Below are 16055 nucleotides of genomic sequence, written 5' to 3'. Positions count from 1 at the left end.
CATGAAAGACATCGCCTCCACGGGCCGGCTGCGGATCGGCATCGACGTCGGCGGCACCTTCACCGATTTCGTCATGGCCGATGCCGTGACCGGGCGGGTGGCGCTGTTCAAGGAACCCTCGACCCCCGACGACCCGTCGCGGGCGCTGATCGAGGGGCTGGCCAGGTTCCTCGCGCGCGAGGGGATGCAGCCCTCGGATGTCGGCGGGCTGATGCACGGCACGACGATCGGCCTGAACGCGATCATCCAGCGCCGCGGCGCGAAGATCGGGCTTGTCGTCACCCGCGGCTATCGCGACATCCTCGAAATCGCGCGCTGCCGGATGCCGTCGTCCTTCGATCTGCACGCGCAGAAGGAAGTGCCGCTGGTGCCCCGGGCCCGGGTGATCGAGATCGACGCCCGCTTCGACCGCGACGGCCGGCTGACCCGCGCGCCCGACGCCGCCGAGCTTGACCGCGTCGCGGCCGAGATCGCGGCGCTGGGGCTGGACGCGGCGGCGCTGATGCTGATCAACGGCTATGCCAACCCCGAGGCCGAGGGCGGCATCGCCGCCGATCTCTCGGCCCGCGTCGCCGGCCTGTCGATCTCCTCCGCCGCCACGATCTGGCCCGAGATCCGCGAATACGAACGCACGCTGGTCGCCTGCCTCAACGCCTATATCCAGCCGCTGATGGATGCCTATTTCGCGCGGCTGACCGCGGGCCTCGCGCGCATCGGCGTCACGGCGCCGCTGCTGGTCACCGCGTCGAACGGCGGCTCGCTGTCAGTGGGCTCGGCGATCGCGCGGCCGGTCGAGACGATCCTGTCGGGCCCGGCCTCGGGCGTGATGGCGGCGGTGCGGCAGGCCGGTCAGTCCGGCATGGACAGCATCATCACCTTCGACATGGGCGGCACCTCGTCGGACATGGCGGTCGCGACCGAGGGCACGGCGGGCATCGCCACCCGCACCGACATCGGCGGGCTGCCGCTGGTGCTGCCGGTGGTCGACGTGAACGCGATCGGCGCCGGCGGCGGCTCGATCGTCTGGGCCGACGCGCAGGGCGTGCTGAAGGTCGGGCCGCACAGCGCGGGCGCGCATCCCGGGCCGGTCTCGTACGGCCGCGGCGGGCTTGAACCCGCGGTCACCGACTGCTTCATCGCCTGCGGCTTCATCGACCCGGCGAATTTCGGCGGCGGCAGCCTGCCGCTCGACGGCGACGCGGCGATCGCGGCGCTCGAGGGCGTGGCCACCCGCATCGGCCTGACCGGCGCCGACAGCGCGGCGCGGCTGGCCGAGGGCGCGCTGGCCGTCGCATCGGCCGGCATGGCGGGTTCGCTGTTCCGCACCATGGCCGAACGCGGGCTCGATCCGCGCGACTTCGTGCTCTTGCCCTTCGGCGGCGCCGGGCCGACCCATGCCAACCTGCTGGCCGAAGAGATCGGCATCGCGCGCATCCTCGTGCCCCAGGCCGCGGGCGCCTATTGCGCGATGGGGGCGGCGGGTGCGGACCTGCGGCGCGACTTCGTGCGCTCGCTGCGGGTCGAGCTGGACGCGGCCACCGCCGCGCAGGCCGGCGCCACCTTCGCCGCGCTGCAGGCCGAGGGCGAGGCCTGGCTGGACGACGAGCTGCCCGAGATCGCCGACCGCCGGGCCGAACGCTCGGCCGACATGCGCTATGCCGGCCAGGCCTACGAGCTGCGCGTCGCGCTGGACGCGGGCGACGACGCCGCCGCCTGGGCCGAGGCGTTCCACCGCGAGCACGAGCGGATCTACGGCTTCCGCGACACCGCCGCCCCGGTCGAGATCGGAACGATCCGGCTGGCGATGATCGGCGCGGGCCAGCCGCTCGCCCCCGACAGCGCCACCGGCGAGGGCGCGCCGGTGCGCACCCGCCGCCCGATGTTCCACCGCGGCGCCTGGTGCGACGCGGCGGTCTACGACCGCGCACGGCTTGGCGCGGGCGCGGTCCTGCCCGGCCCCGCGGTCGTCGAGCAGCCCGAGACCACCACCGTGATCCTGCCCGGCTGGGCCGCCAGCGTCGACGCGCAGGGAAACCTGATCATCGAAAGGACCCCGGCATGAGCAGCCTCGACCCCGTTCTGCTGGAGATCCTGGGCAACAAGTTCGCCTCGGTCACCGAAGAGATGTGCCTGACGCTGCAGCGCACCGGCCGGACCCTCTACGTCAAGGAGACCGCCGATTTCGCCTGCGCGCTCGCCGGGCTCGACGGCCGGTTCTTCGCCTATCCGCGCTCGATCGGCGTGTCGGGCTTCGTCGGCCTCGAATGCCTGCCCACGATCGAGGCGGTCGAGGCGACGCAGGGCCGGCTGGAACCCGGCGACGTGATCCTGACCAACGACCCCTACCGCTCGACCGGCCTCGCCACCCACCTGCCCGACCTGCACATGATCGAGCCGTATTTCGACGGCGACCGCATCGTCGCCTACGGCTGGTGCTTCGTTCACTGCTCGGACGTGGGCGGGCGCGTGCCCTCGTCGATCTCGCCGCTGAACACCGAGATCTTCCAGGAGGGGCTGCGGATCCCGCCGGTCAAGCTGATGCGCCGGGGCGAGATGTCGCCCGAGGTGAAGCTGTTCCTCGATGCCAACTCGCGCACGCCCGAGGCGAACATGGGCGACATCCGCGCGATGCTGGCCTCGCTCGCCACCGGCCGGCGGCGCGTCGCGCAGATGCTGGGCCAGCACGGCGCGGCCGAACTGGCCGCGGCGCAGGACGCGCTGATGGCCTATGCGGCCGGCAAGGCCGAGGCGGTGCTGCGCCAGGTGCCCGAGGGGCGCTATGTCTTCTCGGACTATCTCGACGACGACGCCGCAAGCCGCCTGCCCGTGCGCCTGTCGGTCGCGGTCGAGATCGCCGACGGGAAGGTGCATCTGGATTTCACCGGCACCGATCCGCAGGTCGCGACGGCGATGAACATCCCCTCGTGCGGGCGGCCGCACGCCTGGCTCACGCTGCGGATGCTGGCGCTGGTGCAGACGCTCGACCGCTCGGCACCGCTGAACGCGGGCCTCCTGCGCCCGCTGTCGATCACCACGCCGCTCGGCTCGCTCGTGAACCCCGAAGAGCCGGCGGCGACCGGCGTGCGCCATGCCGCGGCGATCCGGGTCAACGACATCCTGAACGGCGCCTTCGGCCTTGCGCTGCCGCATGTGCTGCCCGCCGCGGCCTCGGGCACCGTGATCCCGATCGTGATGAGCGAGCCCAGGGCCGCCGGCGGCCGCGTGGTGCAGGTGATCGAGCCGCTGATCGGCGGCACCGGGGCGCGCCACGGCCATGACGGCGTCGACGGCCGCGACAGCGGGATCTCGAACCTTGCCAACAACCCGGTCGAGACGGTCGAGGCCGAACTCGGGGTCGAGGTGATCAGCTACGCGCTGCGGCCCGATTCCGGCGGCGCCGGGCAGTGGCGCGGTGGCTGCGGGATGGAGCTGTCGTTCCGCGTGCTGACCGACGGCTCGCACGTGCTGGGCCGCGGGATGGAACGGCTGATGTTCCGTCCCTGGGGCCAGTCGGGCGGCCAGCCCGGCCAGCCCGGATCGCTGGTGATCAACGAAGGCCAGCCGCGCGAGCACCGGCTGGGCAAGATCGACGTGCTCGAGGTCAAGGCCGGCGACATCGTCACCTTCCGCACCCCCGGCGCGGGCGGCTGGGGCGAGCCGATGCGGCGCGACCCCGCAGCGGTGCTGGCCGATGTCGAGGCCGGCTTCGTCACGCCCGAGGCCGCAAGGCGCAGCTACGGCGTCGCGATCCGCGACGGCCGGATCGACCCGCAGGAGACCGCCGGCCTGCGCGCCGGCGCCGCGACCAATGCGGGCACCGTCTTCGGCCCCGAGCGAGACAGCTGGGACGCGATCTTCGCCCCCGCGCTGATGGACCGGCTGAACGCGGGCCTGCTGCGCCTGCCGCTGTCGCGCCGTCTCGGCCGCCGGCGCGAGATCTTCGAGACGGTGCTGGCGGACCTGCCCACCAGCTTCCCGCGCAACCCCGCGAGCGACACCCAGCGCGAGACCGCGCTGCGGCGGCTCGAGGCCTGCCTGAACGACATCTGAACCAGAACCGGCAACCGGCGCCCCAAACCGACGGAGAGACACCCATGAAACTGAACCGACGCAACTTCATCGGCACCGGCATGGCCGCGACCGGGCTTCTGGGCCTGAGCGGGCTGCCGCTGCGCGCGCAGGGCAAGACCCTGAACGTCACCGCCTATGGCGGGGTCTGGGAACAGGCCGTGCGCGATTGCTTCGTCGCCCCGTTCGAGGCCAAGACCGGCGCGACGGCGACCGTCTCGCTCGGCGGTCCGGCGCAGTGGCTGGCGCAGGTCGAGGCCAATCCCGAGGCGCCGCCGCTTGACGTGCTGATCATGTCGCCCGACCTCGCGGTTCTGGCGGCCGAAAGCGGGCTGATGGACGACTTCACCGTCGAGAAGCTGCCCAACCTCGCGCATATCCCGCAGGAATTCACCGACGCCTGCCTCGGCAAGGGCACCTATTTCGACTACGGCGTCGGCGGCATCACCTACAACAAGCAGGTCGTGGCCGACCCGCCGCGCAGCTTCGCCGACTTCGTCGAGCGCGTGGCAGCGGGCGAGTTCGTCGCCTCGGTCCCCTCGATCCAGTACGGGCCGACGACGGTCTTCTTCCTCTGGGCGCTGAACAACGCGCTGGGCGGCGATGTCGAGAACACCGACCCCTTCTTCGAGGCGATGGCCAAGATGAAGGACAACCTCGTGTTCTGGGCCGGCCCGAACGACTTCTTCAACCACCTCTCCTCGGGCGAGGCGGATCTGGGGATCTATTTCGACGGCCGCACCTGGAACCACGTCGACGAGGGCGTCGACTGGATCGACTTCATCAACCCGTCGGAAGGCGGCGCGATGACCGCCGTCGCGATCCAGAAGCCCAAGCACGCCTCCGACCTTGCCTGGGACTACCTCAACGAGGTGCTGGACGCCGGCAACCAGGCCAAGTTCGCCGAGATCCTGAACTATGGCGTCACCAACACGCAGGTGCAGTACAGCGAGAAGCTGGCCGCGCGGGTGACCCCGCTGTCCGAGGCCAAGCTGCCGCCCTATGCCGACATCGCTCGGGTGCGCGCCGACTGGGTCGACCGCTGGAACCGCGAGATCGGCATGTGATCCCCGTCCCCGCCGGTCCGCCGGCGGGGACACCAACATCCGAGAGTGACCCCGAGAGGCGCCATGCCCGACCAGGCTTCCGCACAGGCCCCGATGTCCGCCGCGCTGCGCCGCGCGCTTCTGCTCGCGCCGGCGCTGATCTTCCTTGCGGTGTTCTTCGTGATGCCGCTCGTCGACAACTCGGCGCGCTCGTTCATCGCCGAGGACGGCGGCTTCACCCTCTCGCGCTACGGCGCGTTCCTGACCGACCGGTTCTATCTCGGCGTCATCGCCGAGACGGTGATCCTGTCCGCCGTGGTCACGGCGGTCTCGGTCGTGATCGCCTATCCGGTGGCCTATGTGCTGGTGCGCAAGGCCGGCCGGCTGTCGGGGCTGATCGTGTTCCTGCTGATCGCGCCGCTGCTGACCTCGATCATCATGCGCACCTTCGGCTGGCAGGTGCTGTTCGCGCGCCGGGGGCTGGTGAACCAGTGGCTGGTCACCGACCTCGGCCTGCTCGACGCGCCGCTGCGCTGGCTGAACACGCCCGGCCTCGCGATCGCGGCGCTGGTGCATGTGCTGGTGCCCTTCGCGGTGCTGTCGATCGCCTCGGTGCTGCAGGGGGTCGACCGGCGGCTGGAGGAGGGCGCGCTGATGCTTGGCGCGTCGCGGTTCCGCACCTTCCTCGAGGTCACGCTGCCCCTGACCACCGACGGCATCGGCACCGGCGCGATCCTGGTGTTCATGATCGCCAACGGCTCGTTCGTGACGCTGGTGCTGCTGGGCGGCGGGTTCCAGACGCTGCCGCTGCTGATCTACCAGCAGTTCAACACCACCCGCGACTTCGCGCTCGCCTCGACGATGAGCACGGTGCTTCTCGTGATCGCGCTCGCGTGCCTGTGGCTGCAGCTGCGCCTCGTGCGGCGCCAGGGGGTCTGACATGCGGCTGAGCGACATCGCGCTGTGGCTGTTCACCATAGCCTTCTTCGTCTTCATGATCCTGCCGATCGCCGTGGTCGTGGTGATCTCGTTCACCTCGGCGGGCTATGCCGCCTTCCCGATCCCCGGCTGGTCGCTGCAATGGTTCGCGCGGATCTTCGAATACCAGCCCTTCCTCGACTCGCTCTGGGTCAGCCTGAAGCTGGCGGTGGTGGCGACGGTGCTGTCGTGCCTGCTCGGGATCCCCGCCGCGCTCTACCTCGCGCGGGCACGCTCGGGCTGGGCGATGGCGATCACCACCTTCCTGCTCTCGCCGCTGTCGATGCCGATGATCGTGATCGGCTTCGCCTCGCTCTTCTTCCTGTCCTGGCTGGGGTTCGGCGTCTCGTTCCTGTCGCTCGCGGTCGTTCACACGGTGATCTGCCTGCCCTATGTCGTGCGCACCTGCGCCGCGGTCTACCGCGCCGTCCCGCCCGCCTACGAGGAGGCCGCGCAGATCCTCGGCGCCTCGCGCTTCACCACCTTCCGCGAGGTGACGCTGCCGCTGATCCGCCCCGGCATCGCCGCGGGGTCGCTGTTCTCGTTCCTGACCTCGTTCGACAACCTGCCGGTCAGCTACTTCTTCGGCTCGGCCCAGACCAACACCCTGCCGGTGGTGATGCTGGCCTACATGGAACACCAGTTCGACCCCTCGATCGCGGCGCTTTCGACCCTGCAACTGGCGCTTGCCGTGATCGCGCTGGTGGTGGCCGACAGGCTATACGGGATCGAGAAGATGACCGTCGCCGCCTGACACACCCGGAGCCCGCCCCATGACCCCCCTGATCCGCTTCCGCGCCGCACTGGACCGCCCCGACATCCTCGAGCACCTGCGCGATGGGCTCATCGGCCGCGACATGGCCTTCGAGACGCCCTATGGCACCAAGGCGCTGCTATATGCCGACTATGTCGCCTCGGGCCGGGCGCTGCGCCAGGTCGAGGACTTCGTCGCGACCGAGGTGCTGCCCTGGTACGCCAACAGCCATACCGAGGCCTCGGCCTGCGGCGAGGCGATGACGCGGATGCGAGAGGAGGCCCGGGCCACCATCGCGCGGCTGGTCAACGCCGGTCCCGACGGCCACGTCATCTTCGCGGGCTCGGGCGCGACGGCGGGTCTCAACCGCATCGCGCGGCTGCTGCGGATCGAGGAGCGGGTGCGCGCGGGCGAGCGGGTGGTGGTGATCCACGGCCCTTACGAGCATCACTCGAACATCCTGCCCTGGCGCGAGAGCGGGGCCGAGATCCTGGTGGCGCGGGCCGGCCGGCGCGGGGGCATCGATCTTGACCATCTCGCGGGCCTGCTCGACGGGCTGACGGCGGACCTGGTCGTCGGCAGCTTCTCGGCCGCGTCGAACGTGACCGGCATCCTGACCGATCCCGACCCGGTGACGCGGCTTCTCAAGGCGCATGGCGCGCTGGCGATCTGGGACTATGCCGGCGGCGGCCCCTACCTGCCGATGGACATGGCGCCCGCGCCCGACGCGGCCAAGGACGCGATCGTGTTCTCGACCCACAAGTTCCCCGGCGGGCCCGGCGCCTCGGGCGTGGCGGTGGTGCGCGACAGCCTCGTGCAGCGCGCGACGCCGACCGCGCCGGGCGGCGGCACCGTCACCTTCGTCTCGCCCTGGCGGCACAACTACTCGGCCCGGGTCGAGGCGCGGGAAGAGGGCGGCACGCCGAACGTCGTGGGCGACATCCGGGCCGCACTGGTCATGCTGGTCAAGGACGCGGTCGGCGCCGCGCGCATCGGCACCATCGACGAGGCGCTGCGCGCCCGGGCGCTCGCGGCCTGGAAGGACGTGCCTGAGATCGACCTGCTCGACCGCTCGGGCGGCGAGGCGCTGCCGATCCTGTCGTTCCGCGTCCGCGGCCGGACCGGCCTCGTGCATCACCAGCTGTTCACCCGGATGCTGAGCGACCTGCACGGCATCCAGGTCCGCGGCGGCTGCGCCTGTGCCGGGCCCTATGCGCACCAGCTTCTGGGCATCGACGAAGCGGGCTCGGACGCGCTGTTCTCGCGCCTGTCGGACGGGCACGAGATGGAAAAGCCCGGCTGGGTCCGGCTGAACCTGTCCTGGCTGCATTCCGAGGACGAGGTCGCGCGCATCCTCGACGGCGTCGCCAGCCTCGCGCGCGAGGCCGAGACGCGGGCCGCGGACTATGCCTGCGATCCCGCCACGGCCCGGTTCCGCCACCGCGCCGACGAGAGACGCAGCGCATGAGCCTGACGGCGCTGGAGGCACGGCTGGCCGAGGATCTCGCCTGCCTGAACCTGCCGGCCGCCCCCTGGGTACCGGCGCGCGCGGGCGTCACCGACGTACTGGTGATCGGCGCGGGCATGTGCGGCCTGGCCGCGCTGGCCGAGCTGCGGTTTCTCGGGATCGACTCGAGCCTTGCCGTGGATGCCGCGCCCGAGGGCTTCGAAGGCCCTTGGGAGACCTTCGCGCGGATGCGGACGCTGCGGTCGCCGAAGGGGCTGACCGGCCCGGCGCTCGGGCTGCCGGCGCTGACCTTCCGCGCCTGGTTCACCGCGCAATGGGGCACCGCCGCTTGGGAGGCGCTTGGCAAGATCCCCAAGGGTCAGTGGATGGACTACCTGCGCTGGTACCGCCGGGTGTTGCGGCTGCCGGTGCGCAACGACACCCGGATGACCGACCTGCGCGGCGCGGGCGACCTGCTGGCGGTGACGCTGCAGGGCCCCGCCGGAACCGAGGTCGTCCGCGCCCGCCGCGTCGTGCTGGCCACCGGACGCTCGGGCCTTGGCGGCGGCGCCGTGCCAGCGGCGCTGGCCGGCATCGACCGCCGCTTCTGGGCGCACAGCGCCGATGCCATCGACTTCGCCGCGCTGAAGGGCCGCGCCGTCGCGGTGATCGGCGCCGGCGCCTCGGCGGTCGACAACGCGGCCACCGCGCTCGAGGCCGGGGCGGCGCGGGTCGACCTGCTGATCCGGCGCGCGACGATCCCGGCGGTGAACAAGCTGACCGGCATCGGCAGCCCGGGGACCGAGCTGGGGCTTGGCCAGCTGTCCGACGACTGGAAACTGGCGATCCACGGCTATGCCGCGCGCGAGCAGGTGCCGCCCCCCAGCCATTCGGTGCGCCGGGTCTCGTCCCATGCCAATGCCCATTTCCACCTCGGCTGCGCGGTGCTTGGGGCCGAGGTCGCGGGCGATCGCCTGCGGCTGGACACCACGCGCGGCGCCATGGCCACCGATTTCGTGATCGCGGGCACGGGCTTTCGCAACGACTTCGCCGACCGGGCCGAACTTGCCGCGATCGCCCCGCATGTGCTGAACTGGGCCGACCGGCCCGATTTTCCCGCCGACCTGCCCAGGGAGGGCAGCTTCGGCCAGTCGCCCTATCTGGCGCCCGACTTCAGCTTCCGAGAGCGCGTGCCGGGCAGCTGCCCGGCCTTGGCACGGATCCACTGCTTCAACGACGCGGCGATGCTGAGCCAGGGCAAGGTCTCGGGGGACATCCCGGCGGTCAGCGTCGGCGCCAAGCGCCTTGGGCAGGCGATCGCCGCCGCCGTCTTCCGCGAGGATGTCGCGGCGCAGTTCGCGCGGCTTCGGGCCTATGACACGCCCGAGCTGGCGGGTGACGAATACGTCCCCTCGCAGGACTTCCCGCGGCTGGGCTGAGCGTCAGGCCATGTGGGCCGCGCGCAGGTCCTTGCGGCGGATCTTGCCGAAGCCGTCGCGCGGCAGCGTCTTCAGCAGCCGGATCTGCTTGGGCACCTCGTGCGCGGCCAGCCGCCCGGCGCAGAAGGCGCGCAGGCTCTCGCCGTCCGGCGCGCGCCCGGGCTTGGCCACCACGCCCGCCACCAGCCGCTCGCCCCAGTCGCGGTCCTCGATCCCGTAGGCGACGGCATCGGCCACGTCGGGATGCGCCAGCAGCACCGCCTCGACCGTCTCGGGATGCAGCTTCACGCCGCCGCTGTTGACCACGTCGTCGCGCCGCCCGCCGAGGTAGAGGAACCCCTCGTCATCCAGCCAGCCGAGGTCACCGATGCTCTGGAACCCGTCGGCGTCGCGCTCGGGGCGCGGGGCGTCGGGGCCGATGTAGTCGCTGCGCCCGCCGGTGTCGTCGGGACGCATGAAGATCTCGCCGGTCTCGCCCGCGGGCAGCAGCCGGCGGTCGGGGCCGTAGATCCGGATCGCCGTCTCGAACCCCTGCCCGACCGAGCCGCGATGCGACAGCCATTCGGTGCCGGTGATCGTGGTCTGGCCGGTGTTCTCGCCCGAGCCGTACATCTCGGTCACCCGCGCGGGACCGAGGATGTCGATCCAGGCCTGCTTCAGCCAGCCCGCGCAGGGCGCCCCGGTGTGATAGAGCGCATGCAGGCTTGCAAGGGTCGCGCCGCTCGCGGGCAAGGCGTCGGCCATGCGCACCATCATCGTCGGCACCAGCATTGCGAAGCCGATGCGGTGGCGGTCGATCGCCTGCAGCGCGGCGATGGCGTCGAACCGCTCCATCAGCACCAGCCGGTTGCCCTCGAACAGCCCGTTCTGCGCCCAGGTGAAAGGTGCGTTGTGCGACATCGCCCCGCAGACGAGCTGCACCTGGTCGGCGCGGAACCCCAGGCGCGGCGCGACCCGGCCCCAGCTGGCGCCGGGCACCCGGGTGAAGGGGCGCGCATCGGCCATCATCTTCGGCAGGCCCGTGGATCCCCCCGACAGCACGATCTTGCCCGGGCACGAGACCCGGTCGGCGACCGGCGCCGGCGGCAGCGCCGCCGCAAGGTCCTCCAGCGCGGCAAGGGTGATGTCGCCGCAGTCTTCGCGCGCGCCCACCACCAGCCGGGCGCCGCTGCGCGCCTTCATCGCCGCCGCCCGCGCGGCCGGGATCGCCGGGTCGAGGACCATGGTCGTGGCGCCCAGCCGCCAGATCGCCAGCGCCAGCGCCAGATGCGCGGGGATGTTGCCCAGCGCGAAGGCCACGACATCGCCCTGCCCCACGCCGCGATCGGCCAGCGCGCGCGCGAAGCCGTCGACCATGCCGTCGAGCGCGCGCCACGAGATCGCGACCTCGGGGCCGGCCGCGGGCAGGAAGCGCACCGCCTCGGCCTCGCCGCGCGCGGCGGCAAGCGCGCGCAGCCGCGCGCCGAAGGTCATCGCATCCGTCATCGCCCGCACCCGTTCCTGCCGCCGCTCAGACCTCTTCGAAGAGGATCTCCTGCGCGCCGTCCCACAGCACCTTGGGCCCGATTTCGGCCAGCTTGTCCAGATTGGAGGTCAGGGTGATGAAGTGGTTGCCGGCAAGCTGGCCCATCTTCGAGGCGAAGTGCACCCCGCCGTAGGCCAGCAGGATCTCGGTCTCGGAAATGCCGCCCGGATACAGGACGAACTGCCCCGGCGCGGGGAAGCTGGTGTGGTTCTCATAGCGCACGCCGAAGTCGGTCTCGCCCAGCGGGATCCAGACTCCCTCGCCGCTCCAGCGGACGTGCACGACCTTGCTGCGGTAGGGCAGCTGCGCGCGGAAGGCGGCGACGGTCTTCGGGGCCTTCTCCTCTTCGAACCTGGCGTCGAAGACGGTGCCGGCGATGGTGATTTTCAGCATGGTTGTCCTTGGTCAGTCGATGAGGCCGAAGAGCCGCGGAAGGGTCAGCGACAGGGCCGGGATGAAGGTGACGGCGATCTGCATCGCAAACAGCCCCGCGAGCGGCCAGCCAAGCTTGCGCGCGACCTTCAGCACCGGGCGGCCCGCGACGCTGGAGGCCACGAAGAGCGACACGCCATAGGGCGGAGTGACGGTCCCGATGGCGCAGTTCATGATCACCAGCAGCGAGAAGTGGATCGGGTCCACCCCCATCTGCGCCGCGATCGGCGCCAGCACGGGCACGATGATCAGGATCGCCGCGATCGTCTCCATGAACATGCCGACGAACAGGAACAGCACGTTGGCGATGATGAGGAAGATCAGCTTGCTGGTCGAGACGCCGGTGATCCATTCGCCCAGCATCCGCGGCACGTTGGCATTGGCGATCAGCCACGAGAACACCGCCGCCGTGCCGATGATCAGCATGACCGAAGCCGCGATCGAAGCCGAGCGCAGGATCAGCCCGGGCAGCATGGCGGGCTTGAGATCGCGGTAGACGAACATGCCGACGAGCAGTCCGTAGAAGCCCGCGACCGCCGCGGCCTCGGTGGGGGTGAAGACGCCGCCCAGGATGCCGCCGAGGATGACGAAGGGCATGCCGGCCGCGGGCAGCGCGGCGACGGCGGTGCGGCCGAGGCGCGCCATGGTGAAGGGCTCGGCGTCGCGGTAGGTCTCGCCGCCGCGGCGCGCGGTGAAATAGGCGACCAGCATCAGCATCACGATGCACATCAGCCCCGGCACGATGCCCGCGACGAACAGCGCCGAGATCGAGACGTTCGACACGACCGCGATGATCACCATCGTCAGCGACGGCGGGATCACCTGCGCGAGCGAGCCTGCGCAGGCGATGAGCCCGGCGCCGAAGTCGACGTCATAGCCCCGGCGGCGCAGCTGCGGCTGCATGATCGCCGAGATCGCGGCGGTGTCGGCCGAGCCCGAGCCCGAGATCGCGGCCAGGCCCGCCGCGGCGACGCAGGACACCTGGTAGAGCGACCCCACGACCCAGCCGATCAGGGCCGAGGCGAAATCGACGATGCGGCGCGAGATGCCGCCCGCGTCCATGATCACACCGGCGAAGACGAAGAACGGGATCGCCATCAGCGTGAACGAGTTCAGGCCCGCGAAGACGCGCTGGCTGACGATGGCGACGGGCACGTTGGTGGTCGTGACCAGCGCCAGCACCGCCGAGGCGCCCAGCACGAAGACCACGGGCACGCCAAGCAGCAGCAGGCCGAAGAAGCCTAGGGCGATGACGGTCATCAGGCGATCTCCTCGGCCTCGACTTCGGGGGGCGGGAACGGGTCGTCCCAGCGCCGGATCACGGACAGGATCAGCTCCAGCGCCATGTAGCCGGCACCGACGGGCAGGCAGAGATAGACGTCGCGCATCGGAATGCGTAGCGCGGGCGAGGTCTGGAAGGCGCCCATCCGGATCAGCGGCAGCGCGCCCCAGGCCAGCACGGCCAGGAAGGTGGCGATGACCACGGCGATCGCCACAAGCGCGACCCGCGCCAGCGGCCGCGGCAGCGCGGCGGGCACCATGTCGATCGCGACGTGCTGGCCCCGCGCCAGCGCCACGCCCGATCCCAGCAGCACCAGCCAGATCTGGCTGAAGGTGGCGATCTCGGCCGCCTGCGCGATCGAGTAGCCGAAGACGTATCGCCCGCCGACCTGCGCGAGCACGGCGATCATCATCACCGCGAAGAGCACGATCACCACCCCCGAGACGAGGCGGCGCAGCAGCAGGCAGAGGCGTTCGAGAAGGGCGACCATTGGCTATCCTGTCAGCTTGGCCGGCCGCGGCGGAGGGGGCCGCGGCCGGCAAGGGGGCCCGGGGGGAGGACCGGCCCCGTCGGATCGCGCGCGGAGAGGGATCGCGCGACCCGCTGTGGCTTACTTGACCGACTTGATCAGCTCGAAGATCTTCTTCTGCTCGTCGCTGACCACGTACTTGTCATAGATCGGCTTCGCGGCTTCGCGGAACGGGGTGGTGTCGGGGCGGGTGATGGTCACGCCGGCCTTCTCGATGTCGGCCACGCGGGCGTTGTCGCTGTCGGCATAGGCCTTGCGCTGGAACTTGCCCGCTTCCATCCCGGCCTCGTTGAGGGCGGTCTTCACGTCATCGGGCAGCGCCTCGTAGGCGGCCTTGCCCATGATCACCGGCGCGACCAGTTCCAGCCAGCCGACCATCGCCCAGTCCGGCGCGACCTCGTAGAACTTCTGCGCGTAGAAGTTGGTGTTGGCGGCCTCGGCCCCGTCGACGACACCGGTCTCGAGCGCGCCGTAAAGCTCGGTATAGGCCAGCGGGGTCGGGTTGGCGCCGAAGGCGGTGAAGGTGTCGACATGCGCGGGGTTCTGCATGGTGCGGATCTTCAGGCCCGCCATGTCGGCCATCGACTCGATCGGCTTGCCGGTCATGATGTGGCGCGTGCCGGCCGAGAAGACGGCAAGCAGGTGGAAGCCCTGCGCGTCCAGCGCGGTGCCCATCTCGTCCAGGACGGCCTTGTCCGACAGCGCGCGGTCCATCTGCGCCGCGTCCTGGAACAGGAAGGGCAGCGAGAAGACCGTCAGGTCGGGCACGAAGTTCGCCAGCGTCTCGTTCGCGGTCACCGCGATGTCGACGGTGCCGATCTGGGTGCCCTGGATGCTTTCCATCTCGTCGCCGAGCGTGGCGTTGTCGAAGACCTCGATCGTGGCCTTGCCGCCCGACTTCTCCTTCAGGATGTCGGCCATCTTGCGCATGCCGACGCCATAGGGCTCGGTCGCGTTGGCGTTGTGGCTGGCCTTGAGCGTGATTTCCTGCGCGAAGGCGGGGGCGGCGACGGTGCCGGCGGCCAGTGCCAGGCAGAGGGCGAGATGGGTGTGTTTCATTGGTCTTCCCTGGTTCGTCTTCCTGTTGGGGCGGTATCTTGACCCGGTGGACCGGGTTCAGGCCTCCGCCGAGAGCCCGAGTTGGTCAAGGATGGTCTTCAGTTCGGCCGCCTTCGCGGCCGGAAGCGGCAGGCGCGGCGCGCGGGGGGCACCCATCGGCCGGCCGATCATCGCCATCGCGGCCTTGGTCGCCGAAACGTAGAGATCGCCCGCCAGCGCGTTGATCAGCGGCAGGCTTTTGACGTAGAGCGCGCGCCCCTCGCCCGAGCCGTCGACGGTGCGATCGAAGGTCTCGGCCGACAGCTTCGGCGCGATGTTCGACATCACCGAGGAATAGCCCTCGGCCCCGGCCAGATAGCTTTCCCACGGGTAATAGCCCGCGAAGACCGTCATCCGGCCCTGGCAGGCCTCGAGCAGCTCGGTCACCCGGTGCACGTTCTTCGACGTGTCCTTGATGTAGCTGATGTTGTCCACTTCCGACAGCCGCCCGACCAGCTTCGCGGTCAGGTCGACATTCGCCGTGAACGGGTTGTTGTACAGCATGACCGGGATCGACAGCGCCTCGGCGACCCTGGTGAAGTGCACCACCAGCTCCTCCTCGGTCGGCGAGGAGTAGTAGGGCGGGACCAGCATCACGCCGTCGGCGCCAAGGCTCTCGGCCTCGCGGCTGATCTCGACAGCCTCGTCGGTCCATTCGGCGGCGGTGCCGATCAGCACCGGCACCCGCCCGGCGGCGCGCGAGATGACCGTCTCGGCCACGGCCGCACGCTCGTCACGGGTCAGCGACAGGAATTCGCCGGTCGAGCCGAGCGGGATCAGCCCGTGCACGCCCTCGGCGATCTGCCAGTCGACATAGTCGCCAAGCGCCGCCAGGTCGACGTTGCCCGCCGCGTCGAACGGGGTGACGCAGACGGTGTAGCTGCCCCTGAAGATCATCCGTGGTCCTTTCCGGCCCTGCCGTTTGAGCCGATCCAAATTCCTTGCACTGACCTTCGATCTGATCAGATAATGAGTCAACGCGACGGCTCGGAAAACGGGCGGCGACCATCCCCCCAACAGGAGCACCTCCCATGCCCTTCATCGAAGTCATCGACCGCGACGCGAGCCAAGAAACACGGGCGCTTGCGACCCGCAGCATGACCGACGGGCTCTGCGCAGCCTTCGCGATCAAGCCGGAAATCGTGACCTGCTATTATTTCTCCGCCCCCGACTATAGCTACGGACATGCCGGAAAACATGGCGCTGACGCTGAAAACTTCCGCATTTTTGTAAAAGTCCACGCCTTCCCGCGACCGCAAGAGGCCAAGGCCGCGGCCGCACGATCGATCACCGACGGAGTCGTCGCGGCCTATGGCGCCACCCCCAAGGACGTCATCGTCTATTTCCTGGACCGCGACCCCTCGGATGCGTTCCACGCCGGCCTGGCCTCGGCTTGACCCAAGGCCGCGGCCCCGTGTAGTCCAAGATCAAATCCGACCGCATTCAGACCAACGGAG

Annotated in this window: 14 protein-coding genes; 8 read left to right on the top strand and 6 right to left on the bottom strand. The window is 70.5% G+C overall.

Annotation, left to right across the window (positions count from 1 at the left end; genetic code table 11):
• Nucleotide 1 precedes the first annotated feature (1 nt).
• The 7 genes from V8J39_RS16585 (at nt 2) to V8J39_RS16555 (ending at nt 9732) form a co-directional block, all read left to right on the top strand.
• A complete protein-coding gene (locus V8J39_RS16585; protein WP_336462058.1) occupies nt 2-2062 on the top strand; it encodes a hydantoinase/oxoprolinase family protein in 2061 nt (686 codons plus the stop codon).
• A complete protein-coding gene (locus V8J39_RS16580) occupies nt 2059-4050 on the top strand; it encodes a hydantoinase B/oxoprolinase family protein (protein WP_336462057.1) in 1992 nt (663 codons plus the stop codon). The genes V8J39_RS16585 and V8J39_RS16580 overlap by 4 nt, the downstream gene beginning before the upstream one ends.
• 44 nt (nt 4051-4094) lie before the next feature.
• The gene (locus V8J39_RS16575; protein ID WP_336462056.1) at nt 4095-5135 is read left to right on the top strand and encodes an ABC transporter substrate-binding protein; all 1041 of its coding nucleotides are present in this window, start codon (nt 4095-4097) and stop codon (nt 5133-5135) included.
• Nucleotides 5136-5198: 63 nt separating this feature from the next.
• Complete coding sequence (locus tag V8J39_RS16570; protein ID WP_336462055.1) at nt 5199-6053, top strand: ABC transporter permease; 855 nt, start codon at nt 5199-5201, stop codon at nt 6051-6053.
• 1 nt (nt 6054) lies between these two features.
• Nucleotides 6055-6846, top strand: coding sequence for an ABC transporter permease (locus tag V8J39_RS16565; RefSeq protein ID WP_336462054.1), 792 nt, complete (start codon nt 6055-6057; stop codon nt 6844-6846).
• A 19-nt stretch (nt 6847-6865) separates the two neighbouring features.
• Entirely contained in the window at nt 6866-8314 is a 1449-nt protein-coding gene (locus V8J39_RS16560; protein WP_336462053.1) for an aminotransferase class V-fold PLP-dependent enzyme, read from the top strand.
• The gene (locus V8J39_RS16555) at nt 8311-9732 is read left to right on the top strand and encodes an NAD(P)/FAD-dependent oxidoreductase (RefSeq protein ID WP_336462052.1); all 1422 of its coding nucleotides are present in this window, start codon (nt 8311-8313) and stop codon (nt 9730-9732) included. Before V8J39_RS16560 ends, V8J39_RS16555 begins: the two co-directional genes overlap by 4 nt.
• 3 nt (nt 9733-9735) lie before the next feature.
• Here V8J39_RS16555 and V8J39_RS16550 read toward each other — a convergent pair whose 3' ends face one another.
• The 6 genes from V8J39_RS16550 to V8J39_RS16525 all read right to left on the bottom strand — a co-directional run bounded on the left by V8J39_RS16550 (nt 9736) and on the right by V8J39_RS16525 (nt 15495).
• Nucleotides 9736-11217 carry an AMP-binding protein gene (locus V8J39_RS16550; protein WP_336462051.1) on the bottom strand — a complete coding sequence of 494 codons (1482 nt, stop codon included), beginning with the start codon at nt 11215-11217 and terminating at the stop codon, nt 9736-9738.
• Between the two features lie 25 nt (nt 11218-11242).
• Nucleotides 11243-11650, bottom strand: a complete 408-nt coding sequence (locus V8J39_RS16545; protein WP_336462050.1) for a DUF3830 family protein — start codon at nt 11648-11650, stop codon at nt 11243-11245.
• A 12-nt stretch (nt 11651-11662) separates the two neighbouring features.
• Nucleotides 11663-12949 (bottom strand): TRAP transporter large permease, encoded by a 1287-nt coding sequence (locus V8J39_RS16540; RefSeq protein ID WP_336462049.1) that lies wholly within the window; start codon nt 12947-12949, stop codon nt 11663-11665.
• Nucleotides 12949-13461 (bottom strand): TRAP transporter small permease, encoded by a 513-nt coding sequence (locus V8J39_RS16535; RefSeq protein ID WP_336462048.1) that lies wholly within the window; start codon nt 13459-13461, stop codon nt 12949-12951. The genes V8J39_RS16540 and V8J39_RS16535 overlap by 1 nt, the downstream gene beginning before the upstream one ends.
• 120 nt (nt 13462-13581) lie before the next feature.
• On the bottom strand, nt 13582-14559 hold the full coding sequence (locus V8J39_RS16530; RefSeq protein ID WP_336462047.1) for a TRAP transporter substrate-binding protein: 978 nt from the start codon (nt 14557-14559) through the stop codon (nt 13582-13584).
• A 57-nt stretch (nt 14560-14616) separates the two neighbouring features.
• Entirely contained in the window at nt 14617-15495 is an 879-nt protein-coding gene (locus tag V8J39_RS16525) for a dihydrodipicolinate synthase family protein (protein ID WP_336462046.1), read from the bottom strand.
• Nucleotides 15496-15629: 134 nt separating this feature from the next.
• On the opposite strand from V8J39_RS16525, the gene V8J39_RS16520 reads away from it, so the two are divergent.
• Nucleotides 15630-15995 carry a tautomerase family protein gene (locus tag V8J39_RS16520; protein WP_336462045.1) on the top strand — a complete coding sequence of 122 codons (366 nt, stop codon included), beginning with the start codon at nt 15630-15632 and terminating at the stop codon, nt 15993-15995.
• The last annotated feature ends 60 nt before the right edge of the window (nt 15996-16055 follow it).

Origin of the sequence: Frigidibacter sp. MR17.24 (genome assembly GCF_037095655.1) — a bacterium.
In the GTDB taxonomy this organism is placed as follows: Bacteria; Pseudomonadota; Alphaproteobacteria; order Rhodobacterales; family Rhodobacteraceae; genus Frigidibacter.
This window is presented reverse-complemented; position numbering and strand designations above follow the sequence as displayed.

What these genes read in the sequence shown, in the direction of transcription:
- V8J39_RS16585 (WP_336462058.1), top strand. Translation starts at nt 2, where the DNA reads ATGAAAGACATCGCCTCCACGGGCCGGCTGCGGATCGGCATCGACGTC.
- V8J39_RS16580 (WP_336462057.1), top strand. Translation starts at nt 2,059, where the DNA reads ATGAGCAGCCTCGACCCCGTTCTGCTGGAGATCCTGGGCAACAAGTTC.
- V8J39_RS16575 (WP_336462056.1), top strand. Translation starts at nt 4,095, where the DNA reads ATGAAACTGAACCGACGCAACTTCATCGGCACCGGCATGGCCGCGACC.
- V8J39_RS16570 (WP_336462055.1), top strand. Translation starts at nt 5,199, where the DNA reads ATGCCCGACCAGGCTTCCGCACAGGCCCCGATGTCCGCCGCGCTGCGC.
- V8J39_RS16565 (WP_336462054.1), top strand. Translation starts at nt 6,055, where the DNA reads ATGCGGCTGAGCGACATCGCGCTGTGGCTGTTCACCATAGCCTTCTTC.
- V8J39_RS16560 (WP_336462053.1), top strand. Translation starts at nt 6,866, where the DNA reads ATGACCCCCCTGATCCGCTTCCGCGCCGCACTGGACCGCCCCGACATC.
- V8J39_RS16555 (WP_336462052.1), top strand. Translation starts at nt 8,311, where the DNA reads ATGAGCCTGACGGCGCTGGAGGCACGGCTGGCCGAGGATCTCGCCTGC.
- V8J39_RS16550 (WP_336462051.1), bottom strand. Translation starts at nt 11,217, where the DNA reads ATGACGGATGCGATGACCTTCGGCGCGCGGCTGCGCGCGCTTGCCGCC.
- V8J39_RS16545 (WP_336462050.1), bottom strand. Translation starts at nt 11,650, where the DNA reads ATGCTGAAAATCACCATCGCCGGCACCGTCTTCGACGCCAGGTTCGAA.
- V8J39_RS16540 (WP_336462049.1), bottom strand. Translation starts at nt 12,949, where the DNA reads ATGACCGTCATCGCCCTAGGCTTCTTCGGCCTGCTGCTGCTTGGCGTG.
- V8J39_RS16535 (WP_336462048.1), bottom strand. Translation starts at nt 13,461, where the DNA reads ATGGTCGCCCTTCTCGAACGCCTCTGCCTGCTGCTGCGCCGCCTCGTC.
- V8J39_RS16530 (WP_336462047.1), bottom strand. Translation starts at nt 14,559, where the DNA reads ATGAAACACACCCATCTCGCCCTCTGCCTGGCACTGGCCGCCGGCACC.
- V8J39_RS16525 (WP_336462046.1), bottom strand. Translation starts at nt 15,495, where the DNA reads ATGATCTTCAGGGGCAGCTACACCGTCTGCGTCACCCCGTTCGACGCG.
- V8J39_RS16520 (WP_336462045.1), top strand. Translation starts at nt 15,630, where the DNA reads ATGCCCTTCATCGAAGTCATCGACCGCGACGCGAGCCAAGAAACACGG.